General features: G+C 66.5%; 14 protein-coding genes. 6 read left to right on the forward strand and 8 right to left on the reverse strand.

What is annotated here, in order from left to right; translation table 11 throughout:
* Positions 1 to 7: 7 nt before the first annotated feature.
* Positions 8 to 1,357: an NADP-specific glutamate dehydrogenase gene (gene gdhA / locus C1927_RS17380; protein ID WP_108747326.1), complete on the forward strand. Its 1,350-nt coding sequence runs from the start codon at positions 8 to 10 to the stop codon at positions 1,355 to 1,357.
* Positions 1,358 to 1,497: 140 nt separating this feature from the next.
* Here gdhA and C1927_RS17385 read toward each other — a convergent pair whose 3' ends face one another.
* Positions 1,498 to 1,968 carry an SEL1-like repeat protein gene (locus C1927_RS17385; protein ID WP_079223167.1) on the reverse strand — a complete coding sequence of 157 codons (471 nt, stop codon included), beginning with the start codon at positions 1,966 to 1,968 and terminating at the stop codon, positions 1,498 to 1,500.
* A gap of 128 nt (positions 1,969 to 2,096) precedes the next feature.
* Here C1927_RS17385 and C1927_RS17390 point away from each other — a divergent pair, with 128 nt between their 5' ends.
* Positions 2,097 to 2,429 carry a hypothetical protein gene (locus tag C1927_RS17390; protein WP_079223176.1) on the forward strand — a complete coding sequence of 111 codons (333 nt, stop codon included), beginning with the start codon at positions 2,097 to 2,099 and terminating at the stop codon, positions 2,427 to 2,429.
* A gap of 39 nt (positions 2,430 to 2,468) precedes the next feature.
* Here the strand turns inward: C1927_RS17390 and C1927_RS17395 are convergent, their stop codons facing one another.
* The 5 genes from C1927_RS17395 to C1927_RS17415 all read right to left on the reverse strand — a co-directional run bounded on the left by C1927_RS17395 (position 2,469) and on the right by C1927_RS17415 (position 8,370).
* On the reverse strand, positions 2,469 to 2,696 hold the full coding sequence (locus C1927_RS17395; RefSeq protein WP_079223178.1) for a hypothetical protein: 228 nt from the start codon (positions 2,694 to 2,696) through the stop codon (positions 2,469 to 2,471).
* The gene (locus C1927_RS17400) at positions 2,696 to 3,172 is read right to left on the reverse strand and encodes a hypothetical protein (RefSeq protein ID WP_079223180.1); all 477 of its coding nucleotides are present in this window, start codon (positions 3,170 to 3,172) and stop codon (positions 2,696 to 2,698) included. Before C1927_RS17400 ends, C1927_RS17395 begins: the two co-directional genes overlap by 1 nt.
* A 183-nt stretch (positions 3,173 to 3,355) precedes the next feature.
* Entirely contained in the window at positions 3,356 to 3,658 is a 303-nt protein-coding gene (locus tag C1927_RS17405; protein ID WP_152027115.1) for a hypothetical protein, read from the reverse strand.
* A gap of 424 nt (positions 3,659 to 4,082) precedes the next feature.
* Positions 4,083 to 7,235, reverse strand: coding sequence for an efflux RND transporter permease subunit (locus C1927_RS17410; RefSeq protein WP_079223184.1), 3,153 nt, complete (start codon positions 7,233 to 7,235; stop codon positions 4,083 to 4,085).
* 4 nt (positions 7,236 to 7,239) lie between these two features.
* Positions 7,240 to 8,370, reverse strand: a complete 1,131-nt coding sequence (locus C1927_RS17415) for an efflux RND transporter periplasmic adaptor subunit (protein ID WP_108747327.1) — start codon at positions 8,368 to 8,370, stop codon at positions 7,240 to 7,242.
* Between the two features lie 121 nt (positions 8,371 to 8,491).
* On the opposite strand from C1927_RS17415, the gene C1927_RS17420 reads away from it, so the two are divergent.
* The 3 genes from C1927_RS17420 to C1927_RS17430 all read left to right on the forward strand — a co-directional run bounded on the left by C1927_RS17420 (position 8,492) and on the right by C1927_RS17430 (position 11,331).
* A complete protein-coding gene (locus C1927_RS17420; RefSeq protein ID WP_079223188.1) occupies positions 8,492 to 9,169 on the forward strand; it encodes a TetR/AcrR family transcriptional regulator in 678 nt (225 codons plus the stop codon).
* Positions 9,170 to 9,308: 139 nt separating this feature from the next.
* Positions 9,309 to 9,956, forward strand: coding sequence for a protein-L-isoaspartate O-methyltransferase (locus tag C1927_RS17425; protein WP_079223190.1), 648 nt, complete (start codon positions 9,309 to 9,311; stop codon positions 9,954 to 9,956).
* Positions 9,957 to 9,972: 16 nt separating this feature from the next.
* Complete coding sequence (locus tag C1927_RS17430) at positions 9,973 to 11,331, forward strand: TolC family outer membrane protein (RefSeq protein WP_079223192.1); 1,359 nt, start codon at positions 9,973 to 9,975, stop codon at positions 11,329 to 11,331.
* A 468-nt stretch (positions 11,332 to 11,799) separates the two neighbouring features.
* Here the strand turns inward: C1927_RS17430 and C1927_RS17435 are convergent, their stop codons facing one another.
* Both C1927_RS17435 and waaA read right to left on the reverse strand, forming a co-directional pair.
* Positions 11,800 to 13,053, reverse strand: coding sequence for a hypothetical protein (locus tag C1927_RS17435; RefSeq protein WP_079223194.1), 1,254 nt, complete (start codon positions 13,051 to 13,053; stop codon positions 11,800 to 11,802).
* 212 nt (positions 13,054 to 13,265) lie between these two features.
* Complete coding sequence (waaA, locus tag C1927_RS17440) at positions 13,266 to 14,564, reverse strand: lipid IV(A) 3-deoxy-D-manno-octulosonic acid transferase (protein WP_079223196.1); 1,299 nt, start codon at positions 14,562 to 14,564, stop codon at positions 13,266 to 13,268.
* A gap of 60 nt (positions 14,565 to 14,624) precedes the next feature.
* Here waaA and C1927_RS17445 point away from each other — a divergent pair, with 60 nt between their 5' ends.
* Entirely contained in the window at positions 14,625 to 15,542 is a 918-nt protein-coding gene (locus tag C1927_RS17445) for an LpxL/LpxP family Kdo(2)-lipid IV(A) lauroyl/palmitoleoyl acyltransferase (RefSeq protein ID WP_079223198.1), read from the forward strand.
* Positions 15,543 to 15,959 lie beyond the last annotated feature (417 nt).

Raw genomic sequence — 15,959 nt, forward strand, 5'->3', positions numbered from 1 at the left:
CCAAGGAATGTCTTTGAAGCATCGTTCCCCCGACGAGTTCCTCGCCGACGTTGCCCGCCGTGACCCGCACCAGCCCGAGTTCCTGCAGGCAGTGAAGGAAGTGGTCCACAGCCTGTGGCCGTTCCTGCAGGACAATCCGCGCTACCTGCAGCAGGGCCTGCTGGAACGCCTGGTCGAGCCGGAGCGGCTGATCCAGTTCCGCGTGGCCTGGAGCGATGACGCCGGCCAGGCCCATGTGAACCGCGCCTGGCGCGTGCAGCACAGCTCGGCCATCGGCCCGTTCAAGGGCGGCATGCGCTTCCACCCGTCGGTGAACCTGTCGATCCTGAAGTTCCTGGCGTTCGAGCAGACCTTCAAGAACGCACTGACCACGCTGCCGATGGGCGGCGGCAAGGGCGGGTCGGACTTCGACCCGAAGGGCCGCAGCGACGCCGAAGTGATGCGCTTCTGCCAGGCGCTGATGCTGGAACTGCATCGTCACCTGGGCCCGGACACCGACGTGCCCGCCGGTGACATCGGCGTGGGTGCGCGTGAGGTCGGCTACATGGCCGGCATGATGAAGAAGCTGAGCAACGATGCCGCCTGCGTGTTCACCGGCAAGGGCCTGTCCTATGGCGGCAGCCTGATGCGCCCGGAGGCGACCGGCTACGGCACGGTCTACTTCGTCGAACAGATGCTGCACCACGCCCGACGCGAAACCCACGGCGCACGCGTGCTGGTATCCGGCTCCGGCAACGTGGCCCAGTACGCCGCCCTGAAGGCGACCGAGCTGGGCGCGAAGGTGCTGACCTTCTCCGATTCGGGCGGCACGCTGTACGCGCGCGACGGCTTCGACGAACAGGCCCTGCAGGAGTTGATGGCACTGAAGAACGCGCGCCGCGGCCGCCTGCAGGAACTGGCCGCTGATACCCGCTTCGAGTTCCTCGCCGGCAAGCGCCCCTGGCATGTGCCGGCCGACATCGCCCTGCCCTGCGCCACCCAGAACGAGCTGGATGAGGACGACGCCCGCACGCTCGTGCACAACGGCGTGCAGTGCGTGGCCGAGGGCGCCAACATGCCCTCCACGCTGGAAGCGGTGGACGTGTTCCTGCAGGCCGGCACGCTGTACGCACCGGGCAAGGCCAGCAATGCCGGTGGTGTGGCGACGTCGGGCCTGGAGATGAGCCAGAACGCGCAGCGGCTGTCCTGGCACCATGCCGACGTGGACGAGCGCCTGCACGCGATCATGAAGGACATCCACGCCAGCTGCGTGCGCCACGGCAAGCGCGCGGACGGTAGCGTCAACTATGTGGACGGCGCCAACATCGCCGGCTTCGTGAAGGTCGCCGACGCGATGCTGGCGCAGGGGTTGTACTAGTAAATCCCCGCCATGCGTGGATGGGGTCGTGGATGAGGTCGGATCCTTTCCGCAGGAAAGACTCTGACCCCATCCAAAAGAGACTGAACAGCGCAGGCACAGCGACGGCAGTCAGCGCGGCCGACGCGAAACCCGTGATGTTAATCGTCCATGCTGGCCATGTACTCCGCGGCAAGTTCGTCTCCCGCCTCGGCGGCCCGAGCAATCCAGGACATCGCCTCTGCGCAGGACTCCCCAGCGGGTACGCCGTTGCGCAAGGCCAAGCCATATTCATACATTGCAGGGGGATACCCTGATTCCGCTGCCGACTTGAAGTACTGCTCCGCCCTGCCAGCATCCATCTCGACAAAATCGCCAAACAGAAAATACTGGCCCAAACGGAACTGAGCGGGCGCATAGCCCATCTCAGCCGCAAGCATCGACTGGGAAAGACTCCTCGCATTGAAGTCCTCCTCGCTCTCGCCCGTGGATCCGTAGCAGGAAGACAGGAATATCGACTCGGCAGATCCGGACTTCAGCGCATCACGCACGAGCGCAGCAAGGTCATCCGTCCGCCCCAGGTCGAGCAAGCGATTGGCTTCCTTTGAGAGATCGGTCGGCAATCCAGTCATGAGGGGTGCTCCTGTGCGGTCGGTTTCGAAGCCGCCACCCACGGGGTGGCTCTACGGCAGGTCCACGCCGTGCGTGGATGGGGCATCATGCCGCAACTGGAACCACGTTATTGCCAAGGAGCCCGGCTGTGCCCACTTTCGATCTGATCCACGGTACTGCAGCAAGCCTGGCCCTGCTGCTTTCGGCCATTGCTGCCTGGATGCTGCACCGTCGCATACGCATGCGCAGCAGCGCGGCATTCGCGTGGTCAAGCACGGCGATGTGTGCGTGGCCATTCATTGCCTCACCAGCCTTGGCGGTAGTGGTCTATTACAACGGCAACCGCCTGCCCGAAACCTGGGCCACCGCACTGTACCTGGCCATCGACCAGATCATTCCCGTACTGCTGACCTTGGCTTCCGCCGTGTTCTTTCTGCTGTCGGTTCGTGGCATCGCGCACCGTACGTCACCCGCGCTTTGAATCAGCCACCCATGGGGTGGCTCTACCACGTCCAGAACCTCACAATCCCCAGAAGCCATCCCAGACCATTCGCCACCAGGATCTGGCCTTTCCGGCCATGGCTTCGGGTTCTCTTGCCACAGCCACAAGGAACCACAGGGTACTTCCCGCCATGATGACCAACGCAATCAACGTCATCAGCGCCGGGCTCACGTACCTGTAGAACCACCAACCCAGAAAAACGAGGACCATCACGGCCGCGTATCGCAGGAACAATCCAGTTTTCATCACCCTATGGCCTCCATTCCCACCATCTGCCATCCATCACGCAGGACGATCAGCAATGCATCGAGATCCCGCCTTGAGAAGGGAACTGACTCCAGCCCGATTGCTCCGGCGATCCCACACTGAGAGAAGAACACGTCATACGTATCGATCAACTCGGAATGGAACATCTGCATTGGAACATTCTCAACGACTCTGAGCAGATCCGTCATGAAGTTCCAGAAGTTGATGACTGCTTCAGGTTCAACGCCGACACCCGAGCGGGCTGAAGCGATCAACGAATCAACATCAAACTCAGTCTCGCCGTCCCAGTCCAGAGTGCCTCCCGCAGTCGCGACCGCCAGATCAAGCGCATCCCGGTTGAAGGCATGAACTGCCATCCCATCGACTGACATCAGATGATCGTAGTCGTCTGAGACCCACGCAAACCAGACCACGCTTCCGCCAGAAGCAACGCCGACCGGATAGATATCTGCCATTGCTGCACCCCTCCAGTACCTAGCCAAATGCCATGAGCGCACGCTCCGCGCCGTAGGCTTCAATCGGCGTGCCCGTTGCTCCGCCCTGGGTCTGGGCCAGGCGACCCACTGCGTAGTATGCATAAGCGCTCATGGCAGTAGGCCGCGCGCAGGTCGAAGTGATGCCGCGCGAATCGATGAGGATCAGCAGAAAACCTTCTTGTACCAGAAGGTATTGCGACGCCTGAACCAGCGGGAAAATTCCTCGCAGTCGAATACACGCAGTTGTCGCATCGATACTCGGTAGCGCTGAAACAATGCGATCAGCTCCCTGAGTCCATCATCATCGACCATCAACGTATCGACGGTTATTTCAATCACAAGCCCTCGACCTGCGACATCCAGTACGAATGGCATCCTCGCAAGCCACTCGAAGAATGACCTTTCATCCGTCATCGAGTAGAAAACCACCCGCTCCGCGCTCAGCACAACATTCCGATCATTCATCGACGAAGCCTCCCTGGGTATACAGACGTCCTTGATTCTTCATAGCCCTCCCCTTCTTCGGCGCGGTACGCTCACATCGCCGGACTCCCCTTGATGGGGAGCGGATCATTGCCTCGAAGTGTCATCAAGGCTGATTGCGGCATGCCACGCAGTGCGGAGGCTGTCGGTTCGCCATCGCGCGGGATGGCGGGCAGAGGCGACAATACACCGTCTTAAGCATCAGCGATTGCCGAGCAGAATTGCCTTCGGCAGCGCCGACCTTTCCTGCAGCCACCCATGGGGTGGCTCTACCGTAGATCCACGCCATTCGCGGATGCCCCAGTAGATCCACGCCATGCGTGGATGGGGTCGTGGATGGGGTCAGAGCCCTTTCCCTGCGGGAAAGGGATCCGACCCCGATAACGGCAGTCGAGCAAGCTCGACTCTACTCACCCGGCTTGACCCGGAACCACGCGGCATACAGCGCCGGCAGGAACACCAGGGTCAGCACGGTGCCGACGATCAGGCCACCCATGATCGAGATCGCCATCGAGCCGTAGAACGCGCTGCGCGACAGCGGGATCATCGCCAGCACGGCGGCGAGCGCGGTCAGCACGATCGGGCGGAAACGCCGGACCGTTGCGTCGATGATCGAATGCCAGCGGTCATGCCCGGCATCGATGTCCTGCTGGATCTGGTCGATCAGGATCACCGAGTTGCGCATGATCATGCCGGCCAGCGCGATGGTGCCCAGCAGCGCCACGAAGCCGAACGGCGCGCGGAACAGCAGCAGGAACAACGTGGCACCGATGATGCCCAGCGGCGCGGTCACCAGCACCATCGCCGCCCGCGAGAAGCTGCGCAGCTGCAGCATCAGCAGGGTCGCCACCACGATCAGGAACAGCGGCATGCCGGCCTTGATCGAATCCTGGCCGCGTGCCGAATCCTCCACCGTACCGCCGGTTTCCAGCAGGTAACCGCTGGGCAGCTGCGCACGGATGCCATCCAGCGTCGGCAGGAGCTGCTGCACCACGTCCAGCGGCTGCATGCCATCACCGATGTCGGCACGCACGGTCACCGTCGGCAGGCGGTTGCGGTGCCAGATGATGCCGTCCTCGAAGCCATACTCCATCGTGGCCACCTGGGACAGCGTGATGCTGCCACCGTTGGCGGTGGGCATGGCCAGGCTGGACAGCAGTTCCAGCTGGTCACGCTCGTCGGCCGGGCCGCGCAGCAGCATCTCGATCTGGCGGTTGCCTTCGCGGTACACGCTCACCGACTGCCCGGCCAGCGAACTGGCCAGGAACTGGCTGACCTGCGCACTGCTCACGCCCAGCGCGCGTGCACGCTCCTGGTCGATCACCAGGCGCACCACCTTGCTCGGTTCGCTCCAGTCCAGGTTGACGTTGATGACGTGCGGGTTCTCGCGCACCTTGGCCTCGACCTGGCGGGCGATGGCCTGCACCTGCTCGATGTGCTCGCCGGACACGCGCATCTGCACCGGGTAGCCCACCGGCGGGCCGTTTTCGAGGCGGGTCACGCGCATCTGCACGTCCGGGAACTGCGGAATGACCTCCTTCATCAGCCAGTCGCGCGCGGTTTCGCGGGCGTGGGTGTCCTTGGCCAGCACCACGAACTGGGCGAAGTTGGTCGCCGGCAGCTGCTGGTCCAGCGGCAGGTAGAAGCGCGGCGAGCCGGTGCCCACGTAGGACACGTAGTTGGCAATGTCCTCGCGGCCGTGCAGCAGCTTTTCCAGCTTTTCGGCCTGGGCCTGGGTCGAGCGCAGCGAGGCACCTTCGGCCAGTTCGATGTCGACCATCAGTTCCGGCCGGGTCGAATCGGGGAAGAACTGCTGCGGCACGAAGCGGAACATCATCAGCGAGAACACGAACAGGCCGATGGTCGCGGCAATCACCCACCAGCGGTGGCGCAGGCACGCATCAAGGAAGCGGCGGAAGCGCTGGTAGAACGGCCGCTGGTATGGATCGTGGTCATGGCCGTGCTCGGCCGGGCGCAGCAGGTTGGCCAGCGCCGGGTAGCGGTCGGCCCACTGCCGGCGCCGGGCCAGCCAGCGCGCGGACAGGCTGCCCGGCTTCGGCGGCTGCGGGTTGAACAGGTCCGGCAGCATCTTGTCGCCCAGGTACGGGATGAACAGCACCGCAGCGATCCACGACACCACCAGCGCGATGGTCACCACCTGGAACAGTGAACGGGTGTACTCGCCCGTGCTCGACGCCGCCGTGGCGATCGGCAGGAAGCCGGCCGCGGTGATCAGGGTACCGGTCAGCATCGGGAACGCCGTCGATTCCCAGGCGAAGCTGGCCGCGCGCAGGCGGTCAAAGCCCTGCTCCATCTTGGTGGCCATCATCTCCACCGCGATGATCGCATCGTCCACCAGCAGGCCCAGGGCCAGCACCAGCGCGCCCAGCGAGATCTTGTGCAGGCCGATGCCGAAGTAGTGCATGACGAAGAAGGTCATCGCCAGCACCAGCGGAATGGTCACGCCCACCACCAGGCCGGTACGCAGGCCCAGTGAGAAGAAGCTGACCAGCAGCACGATCACCACCGCTTCGGTCAGCACCTGCACGAACTCGCCGACGGATTCTTCCACCGCCTGCGGCTGGTCGGACACCTTGCGCAGCTGCATGCCGGTGGGCAGGGTCTTCTGCAGGCGCTCGAACTCCGCATCCAGGTTCGCACCCAGCTTGAGGATGTCGCCACCGTCCTTCATCGCCACGGCCAGGCCGATGGCTTCTTCACCCATGAAGCGCATCTTCGGCGAGGCGGGATCGGCGAAGCCACGCTTGACCTCGGCAATGTCGCCCAGGTGCACGGTGCGCTCGCCGGCACGCACCGGGAACTGGCGGATCGCCTCGATGCTGTCGAACTGGCCGGTCACGCGCAGCTGCACGCGGTCGGTCGGCGTTTCAAAGAAACTGGTGCCGGCAATGGCGTTCTGGTCAGCCAAAGCCTGCTGCACCTGCTGCATCGACAGGCCCAGCGTGGCCAGGCGGGTGTTGGACAGCTCGATCCACACCTTCTCGTCCTGCAGGCCGACCAGGTCGATCTTGCCGACGTCGGGCACGCGCTGCAGTTCCAGCTGGATGCGGTCGGCGTAATCGCGCATCACCGCATAGTCGAAGCCCTTGCCGGTGAGTGCATAGATGTTGCCGTAGGTATCACCGAACTCATCGTTGTAGAACGGGCCGACGATCTCGCGGGGCAGCGTCGCGCGGATGTCGCCCACGCGCTTGCGCACCTGGTACCACAGGTCCGGGATCTGCTTGGAGCGCAGGCTGTCGCGCGCCATGAAGATCACCTGCGATTCGCCCGGACGCGAGTACGAGCGGATGAACTCGTATTCGCCGGTGTTCATCAGCGCCTTCTCGATCGGCTCGGTCACCTGGCGCGACACCTGCTCGGCGGTGGCACCGGGCCACTGCGTGCGGATCACCATCGCCTTGAAGGTGAACGGCGGATCTTCGGACTGGCCCAGGTGCTTGTACGACCATGCGCCGATCACCGCGAAGGCGAGCATGGCAAACAGCACCAGCGGGCGATTGGCCAGCGCCCACTCGGAAAGATTGAAGCGGCGCACCGGCTTACTCCTTGGCCTTCGGCGCAGCGGCCGGCGTGGCTGGCTTCAGCACCGGGCGGTTCTGCCGGTCCACGGCGGTCACGGGCTGACCAGCGCGCAGCAGGTGGCCACCGGCGGCCACCACCCAGTCACCGGCACCGACGCCGGACAGCACCGGCACGCTGTCGCTGCCATAGGCACCGGTGGTGACGGCCACCTGCTTCAGCGTGCTGTTGGACGGGTCCACCACCCAGACGCTGGAAGCGCCGGTGGCACCTCGCTGCAGGGCGGCCAGTGGCAGCTGCAGCGTGCCCGGGCGGCCGGCGCTGCTGAACACCCGCGCGCTCTGCCCCAGTTCGACATCGGCCAGCGCGTCGGCGGCCAGGCTGACCCGGGTGGCATAGGTGCGGGCCTGCGGATCGGCTGCCGCGGCAATCTCGCGGATCGTGCCCGGCAGGCGCTGGCCCGGCCGGTTCCACAGTTCCACCTGCACCGGCTGGCCCACGGCGTAATCGCGGAAGGTCGCTTCGGGCAGATCGATCAGCACTTCGCGGGCACCATCGGCGGCCAGATTGAAGATGGTCTGGCCGGCCGATACCACCTGTCCGGCCTCGGCCTCGCGGCTGGCGATCACGCCGTCGGCCGGCGCGCGCAGCTGGGCGTAGCCGGCCTGGTTGCGCAGCACATCGAGGTTGGCACGGGCGGCGTTGGCCTGGCCCTGCGCCGCCTTGAACGCAGCACTCTGCTGGTCCAGCTGCGAGCGGCTGACCAGTTGCTGGTCGGCCAGCACCTGGTAGCGCTTGAGGTCATCGCGGGTACGTGCAAGGTCGGCTTCGGCCGCGGCCAGCTGCGCCTGCGAGGCGCGCGCCTGCAGCGCGAAGTCGGCCACGTCCAGCTCGGCCAGCACATCGCCCTGCTTCACCCGCTGGCCGGCATCGACGTGGCGCTTGACCAGGTTGCCGCCCACGCGGAAGGACAGCGGGCTTTCCTGGCGTGCACGGATCGCGCCCGGGAATGACGCCGTGCCCTGCCCGGCCTGCTCGCCCGGATGCACCACCAGCACCGGCACCGCCGCCTGCGGCGCCTGCTCCGGCCCCGAACAGGCGGCCAGCGCCACCACCCACACCATACCGCCCAGCCAGCGCACGCTCTTCATCGGTCAACGTCCTGAAAACGCAGGGTTCAAACGCGGGGGAGCCCGCACGAGCGCAGGCCCCAATTTAGTAAACTGGCCGGTATAGTATAAATATCGAACCGGTTGGTCTAGTATTACGCCAATGAGTTCTCCCACTTCCCGCAAAGCGTCGGCCAAGCCTGCTGCCAAGGCCGCCGGACCCGGGCGTCCGAAGGACCTCGGCAAGCGCGCGGCGATCCTTGAAGCAGCCAAGACCCTGTTCGTCGAGCAGGGCTATACCGGCGTGAGCATGGACAGCATCGCCGCCCAGGCGGGTGTGTCGAAGCTGACCGTTTACAGCCATTTTGGCGATAAAGAGACGCTTTTCACCGAAGCTGTGCAGTCCAAGTGCATGGAGATGCTGCCGGACGCGCTGTTCGTGGCCGATGCCGAAGGCCCGCTGCGCGACCAGTTGCTGGGCATCGGCCAGGCCTTCTTCGAGATGATCACCTCCGACGCGGCGATCTCGGTGCAGCGGGTGATGATGGCCCCGGAAACCGACGAACGGCTGCGCGAACTGTTCTGGCAGGCCGGCCCGGAGCGAACCTGCGAGGCGCTGGCCGATTTCCTGCGTTCGCGCACCGCGCGCGGCGAGCTGGAAATCCCCGATTGCCGGCTGGCGGGCCAGCAGTTCCTGACCCTCATCAAGGGCGAAGTGCATATGAACCGGATGTGCGGCATGCCGCTGTCACCGGGGCAGTGCGATGCTTCCAGCCACGTGCCCGACAGCGTCGATTTCTTCCTGCGCGCCTATGCGCCGCGAGGGCCTGGAAGCGCCTGAAGCACCAAACTGAACGAACCGGAGGTCGCGATGACTTCCGGCACTGCGACCCCGGCCGCCCGAAAGCTGATGCTCTGGGCGCGCCGCCGGCCTCCGGCACCGGTAAAATGGCCGGCCCACTGCGCTGGATTTGAACCTCATGACGATTGATTACGCCCACGCCCGCGAACTGATGGTGGAACAGCAGATCCGTCCCTGGGACGTGCTGGACATCAAGGTGCTCGACGTCCTCGCCCGCCTGCCGCGCGAGGCCTTTGTCGCCGACGCGCACCGGGCGCTGGCCTATGCCGACGTTGAACTGCCGATCGGCAATGGCCAGAAGATGATGAAGCCGGTCATCGAGGGCCGTACCCTGCAGGCACTGGATCTGCAGCCGGGTGACGAAGTGCTGGAAATCGGCACCGGCAGCGGCTTCCTGGCTGCCTGCATCGGCGCGCTGGCGCGCGACGTGCTGAGCCTGGAAATCGACCCGGAACTGGCCGCCGCCGCGCGCGCCCGCCTGGACGCTTCCGGCCTGGGCACCAACGTCCGCGTCGAAGTGGCCGATGCGCTGGCCTGGCAGACCGAACGCCGTTTTGACGTGATCTGTGTCACTGGCGCGGTTGACGTCGTGCCGTCACAGTTCGCCTCGTGGCTGCGTCCGGGCGGTCGCCTGTTCGTGATCCATGGCCGCTCGCCGGCGATGGAAGCCCTGCTGGTCAAGGCCGATGGCAGCACCGAATCGCTGTTTGAAACCGATATCGATTACCTGCGTGGTGCCGCCCCGGCCCCCCAGTTCCACCTCTGAGTCCAAGGAAGCCGCAATGATCCGCCGATCCCTCGCTGTTGCGCTGGCCACTGCCCTGCTGCCGTTGTCCGCCCATGCCGCCGACCTGCTGCAGGTCTACGAAATGGCACGCAATGGCGATCCGCAACTGTCGGCCGCCGAATCGACCCGGCTGTACGACAAGGAAGGCGCCGTGCAGGCGCGTGCCGCGCTGCTGCCGCAGATCAACGGCACGGCCTCGCTGAACCGTTCGCGTAGCGAAGCCAATGCCGATGCCAACTCCGGTTCGGTCACCAGCAAGCGCCGCAACTACACGATCGATGGCAGCCAGACGCTGTTCAACTGGACGCAGATCAGCAACCTGCGCTCGCAGCGCGAGCTGAGCAAGGCGGCGGATTTCACCCTCGATTCGGCCAACGACAGCCTGATCGTGCGCAGCTCGGCGGCCTACTTCAACGTGCTGGTGGCGATCGAATCGCTGAACGCCGCACAGACCAATGAAGCGGCCGCGAAGAAGCAGTTCGACTTCGCCGACAAGCGCCTGGAAGTGGGCCTGGCGCCGATCACCGACGTGCACGAAGCGCGTGCCCAGTACGACCAGGCACGCGCCAACACCATCGTTGCGCAGAACACCCTGGCCGACAACTACCAGGCCCTGACCGAACTGACCGGCCAGCCGGTGATGAACCTGAAGGGCCTGCCGGCCGACTTCCGTCCGGAAGTGCCGGCCAACCGCGGCAACATCAGTGAACTGGTGCAGCAGGCGACCAGCCAGAACCCGGCGCTGAAGGCGCAGGAACTGAAGGTCAGCGCGGCTGAAGCCGGCGTGCAGGCGGCCCGTGGCGGCCACTATCCGACCCTGTCGCTGGGCGGCAGCTGGGGCAAGAGCGCAACCTGGGGCGACAGCACCGGTGCCGGTTCGCTGTCCCCGGATGCACGCACCAACAGCATCGGCCTGACCCTGAGCGTGCCGATCTTCTCCGGTGGTGCCACCCAGTCCGGCGTGCGCCAGGCGCTGGCCCAGCGTGACATCGCCCAGGACGGTTACGAGCAGCAGAAGCGTGCGCTGGACCGCAACACCCGCAATGCCTACCAGACCTTGGTGCAGGGCATCAGCGAAGTGGAAGCCCGCCGCCTGGCGGTGGTCTCGGCACAGAGCGCGTACGACGCATCGCAGGTCGGCCTGGAAGTGGGTACCCGCACCGTGCTGGACGTGATCCAGAACCAGCGCATCCTGTTCTCGGCGCAGCTGGACTACGCCAACGCGCGCTACACCTTCCTGCAGAACCGCCTGCTGCTGAGCCAGTCGCTGGGTGCGCTGGATGTGGCGGAACTGCAGGACATCAACCGCCTGCTGACCCAGGATGCCGGCAACCCGGCGACGACCACGAACTGAGCCGTCGCCTTCCGGTAGAACGAAGAAGCCACCCGCAAGGGTGGCTTTTTTGTGGGCGCGGGTCGCGAGATGCGCATCCACGCATGGCGTGGATCTACCGACTGCGCGTGCATCCACGCATGGCGTGGATCTACCGGGTGCGCGTGCATCCACGCATGGCGTGGATCCACCGGCTGCTCGTGCATCCACGCATGGCGTGGATCCACCGGCTGCGCGTGCGTCCACGCATGGCGTGGATCCACCGGCTGCGCGTGCATCCACGCATGGCGTGGATCTACCGGGTACGCGTGCATCCACGCATGGCGTGGATCTACCGGGTACGCGTGCATCCACGCATGGCGTGGATCTACCGGGTGCGCGTGCATCCACGCATGGCGTGGATCTACCGACTGCGCGTGCATCCACTGGAGGGAGGCGTTGATTGCAGTAGAGCCACGCCATGCGTGGCTGCCGTGCGCGATCCCGTGCCTACCCCAGCCAAGGCAGGATCTGCCGGGCCAGCGGCGCCAGGCACAACAACGCCGCCAACGACGCCAGCAGGCGGATCATCGCCACGCGACGCGGTGGCACCTGTGGGTACGGGCGCAACAGGCCCAGGCACAGCACCGCCAGCACCGGCAGCGCGCCGAAGCCCGGTGGCAGCACCTCGCGCTCAGGCAGCCACGGCACCAGCAGCATGGCCAGCGCCGCCACGCCGAAGGCCAGCGTCACCCGGCCCGGGTCGCGATCATCAGCGCCGCCGCCCGACCGCCGCCACAGCGCCGGCAGCAGGTCCATCATCAGCAGCAGCACCACCACCTGCAGCGCTACCAGCCCGGCCCAGCCCGCCAGCGGCAGCAGCGGCAACATCCATTGCAGGTGCGGCACGCCCTGCACGGCCACCGACAGTGGCCGCGTGCTGTCCAGCGCGGCGAACTGCACCAGGCCCGACTGCAGCGCCGCCAGGCCCATCAGCATCAGCATCGCGACCAGGGCGGCGCCACCGCCCACCCGGGTCAGCTGCCGATGGGGCTGTTGCACCCGCGGGGCCATGCCCAGCAGCAGCCCGGCGCTGGCAAACACCCCCAGCAGGGGCACGGCCGCGGCCACCACGCCGCCCAGCCCGAACCGGTGCGGCCCGGTGGATGATGGCATCCACGGCACCCAGTTGCCGTAGTGCACGTAGCGTGCGGCCAGCAGGACCAGCAGCAGGCCCAGGCCCAACTTCACGCTCAGCAGCACGCAGGCCAGCCGTACCGCCCGGCGCGGGCGCAGCATGGCCGCCACGCCCACCGGCAACAGCCCCAGCGCCGCTGCCAGCGGCATCGGCAGCCAGCGCTGCGGCGGCTGGCCCAGCGCACTGACGGTCGCGTACAGGTGGTGGGCACCCGACTGCGCGGCGCCGGCCAGGGTGGCCAGCAGATCCAGCAGCAGCAGGCCCAGCAGGACGGCTGCAGGCCGCGGCCCGCACACGTCCAGCAGCGCTGCCGGCAGCCCGGCCCCACCGGGCATGCGGCGCATCACTTCGCGCAGGCAGAACAGCAGCGGCGCCGTACCTGCGGCGGCCAGCAGCAGGCTCAGGACGATGGCCGGCCCTGCCCGTGCCGCGGTGTTCTGCCCGACCAGCGCGATCACGCTGCCACCGATCAGCAGGGTCAGCGCCAGCACCAGCAGGTGGTCGCTGCCCAACCGGTCGAATGCCGCGCGCCCGCTGCCTGGATCGGCACCGCTGTCGTCCTTCATCACAAGCTCCCTTGATGCCGCCCAAGCGTGGTCGACATCAGGCTGGCAGCCCGGGCAACGAGACGGAATCAGAATCGGCCGAACGTGTGCTGCGTTGTGATGGCACGCACGCGAGGCAGCACCTGGCGGCCCGGCTACGACAGTGCGGACGTCATCAAGCAGGCTTGAAATTGTTGAACGCGACAGTGCCTGTGCGGCACCCCGCCCTCGCGTCAGTCGCGCGGTGGCGGCAGGTGCGGGGCGACCAGCGCCAGCGTGCGCTGCAGGGCGCCACGCCCGTTGCTCACCAGGGTGCAGCCGGCCCGCGCCATGTCCTCGCGGGCCTGCGCATCATCAAGCAGGTGCTGCAGCAGGTCGCCCACCGCCTGCACGTCCTCGCCGATCAGCAGCGCCCCGGCCTCGCGCATGCGCCGGGAAATCTCGGCGAAGTTGTGCAGGTGCGGGCCGGTGACCGCCGCCGTGCCCATCGCCGCCGGTTCCAGCAGGTTGTGCCCGCCGATGGCCTGCAGGCTGCCGCCGACGAAGGCGACCTGCGCGCAGCCGTAGAACGGCATCAGTTCGCCCAGCGTGTCGATGACGAACACCTCGGTGCTGGCCCCCGGCCACTGCTGTGCACGGCGCGTGGCCACGCTCCAGCCCTGCTCGCGGGCCAGCGCTTCCACTTTCGGGAAGCGCTCGGGATGGCGCGGCGCCCACAGCAGCAGCAGGTCCGGATGGCGCTCGCGCAGGCGCCGGTGCAGGTCGATCACCGCCTGCTCTTCGCCATCGTGGGTGCTGGCCGCGATCCACACCGGCCGCGTGGCCGGCACCTTCGCGTGGAACTGGGCCACGAACGGCCGCACGTCCGGCGTGGTGATGTCGAACTTCAGGTTGCCCAGCGCCTGCACCTGCTCCGGCGCTGCGCCCAGCTGCACGAAGCGCGCGGCATCGTCGTCGGACTGCGCGGCCACGCAGGTGACCGTGCGCAGCGCGCGGCGGATGAGTGCGGCCAGCACCCGGTAGCCACGCAGCGAGCGGGCCGACAGGCGGGCGTTGAGGATGTAGACCGGGATGCGGCGGTCACGGCAACCGAACAGCATGTTCGGCCACAGTTCGGTTTCCAGGATCAGGGCCAGGCTGGGCTGGAAGTGGCCGAGGAAGCGGTTGACGCTGCCCGGTACGTCGTACGGCAGGTAGACGTGGTCCAGCGCGTCGCCCCACAGCGCGCGCACCCGCTCTGAACCGGTCGGGGTGATGGTGGTGATGACCCAGCGGATGTCCGGGCGCTGCTCGCGCAGGGCGTTGACCAGCGGCGCGGCGGCGTTGACCTCGCCCACCGAGACCGCGTGCAGCCAGACCCGCGGCTGGCCGGTCGGCTGCGGGTAGGACGCATAGCGTTCATCCCAGCGCCGGAAGTATTCACGGACCCGGAAGCCGCGCCACACCAGGTGGTACACGGTGATCGGCAGCAGGATGTAGAGCACGGCCGAATACAGGCCGCGCAGGATCCATTCGACAGGGTCTTTACGCATGCAGCAAGGATACGGGAGCCCCCCGGGAAAGACACGCGGCGGGGTTGGTAGAATGGCGGCATGTCCGATGCCTCTACCGCCGTCCGCCCGTCCCTGGCCGATCCCCGCAACTGGCCGATGTTCGCGGCCATGTTCGCCGCGTTCGGCATCGCCCGGCTGCCCTGGATGCTGCAGCGCGCGCTCGGCCGAGGCGTCGGCTGGATCACCTGGCGCACGCTTGGCAGCCGCCGCCGTGCCGCCGAGGTCAACCTCAAGCTGTGCTTCCCCGAGAAGGACGAGGCCTGGCGCAACCGCCTGGTGCGGGACAGCTTCGACGCCCTCGGCGTGGGCATCTTCGAATGCGCGCGTTCGTGGTGGGGCAGCATCGACAGCATCCGCCCGCAGGTGCAGATCGAAGGGCTGGAACACCTCAAGCAGATGCAGGCCGAAGGCCGCGGCGTGCTGCTGGTATCGGGCCACTTCATGACCCTGGAGATGTGCGGCCGCCTGCTGTGTGACCACGTCGACCTGTCGGGCATGTACCGCAAGCACAAGAACCCGGTGTACGAGTGGGCGGTGAAGTTCGGCCGGCTGCGCTATGCCAAGGCGATGTACGCCAACGAGGATATCCGTGCCACCGTGCGCCACCTGAAGAAGGGCGGATTCCTGTGGTACGCACCGGACCAGGACATGCGCGGCAAGGACACCGTGTTCGTGCCGTTCTTCGGCCATACCGCTGCCACCATCACCGCCACCCATCAGCTGGCGCGGATGACCGGCTGCGCGGTGATCCCCTACTTCCACCGCCGCGAGGGCGGGAAGTACTTCCTGAAGATCGGCGCGCCGCTGGAGAACTTCCCCAGCGAGGACGTGGAAGCCGATACCACGCGGGTCAACCAGGCCATCGAGCAGATGGTGCGCGAGGCCCCGGACCAGTACCTGTGGATCCACCGGCGCTTCAAGCGCCAGCCGGGCGGCCGCAGCGATTTCTACAAGTAGATCCACGCCATGCGTGGATGATGTCCAGCCGCGCACGTCACCGCGCCGTCCACGCATGGCGTGGATCTACAACAATCCCGCGCGGACCGGGGATGTCCAGCCGCACCCGTCACTGCGCCATCCACGCATGGCGTGGATCTACAACACTTCCGCGCAGGCCGGGTTGGCCAGGATGTACGTCGCCCAGTAGATCCACGCCATGCGTGGATGATGTCCGGCCGCGCCCGTCACCGCGCCATCCACGCATGGCGTGGATCTACAACACTCCCGCGCGGGCCGGGTTGGCCAGGATGTACGTCGCCCAGTAGATCCACGCCATGCGTGGATGATGTCCGGCCGCGCCCGTCACCACGCCATCCACGCATGGCGTGGATCTACAACAATCCCGCGCGGGCCGGGTTGGCCAGGATGTACGTC

It is taken from the genome of Stenotrophomonas sp. ZAC14D1_NAIMI4_1 (assembly GCF_003086775.1).
Taxonomy (GTDB): domain Bacteria; phylum Pseudomonadota; class Gammaproteobacteria; order Xanthomonadales; family Xanthomonadaceae; genus Stenotrophomonas.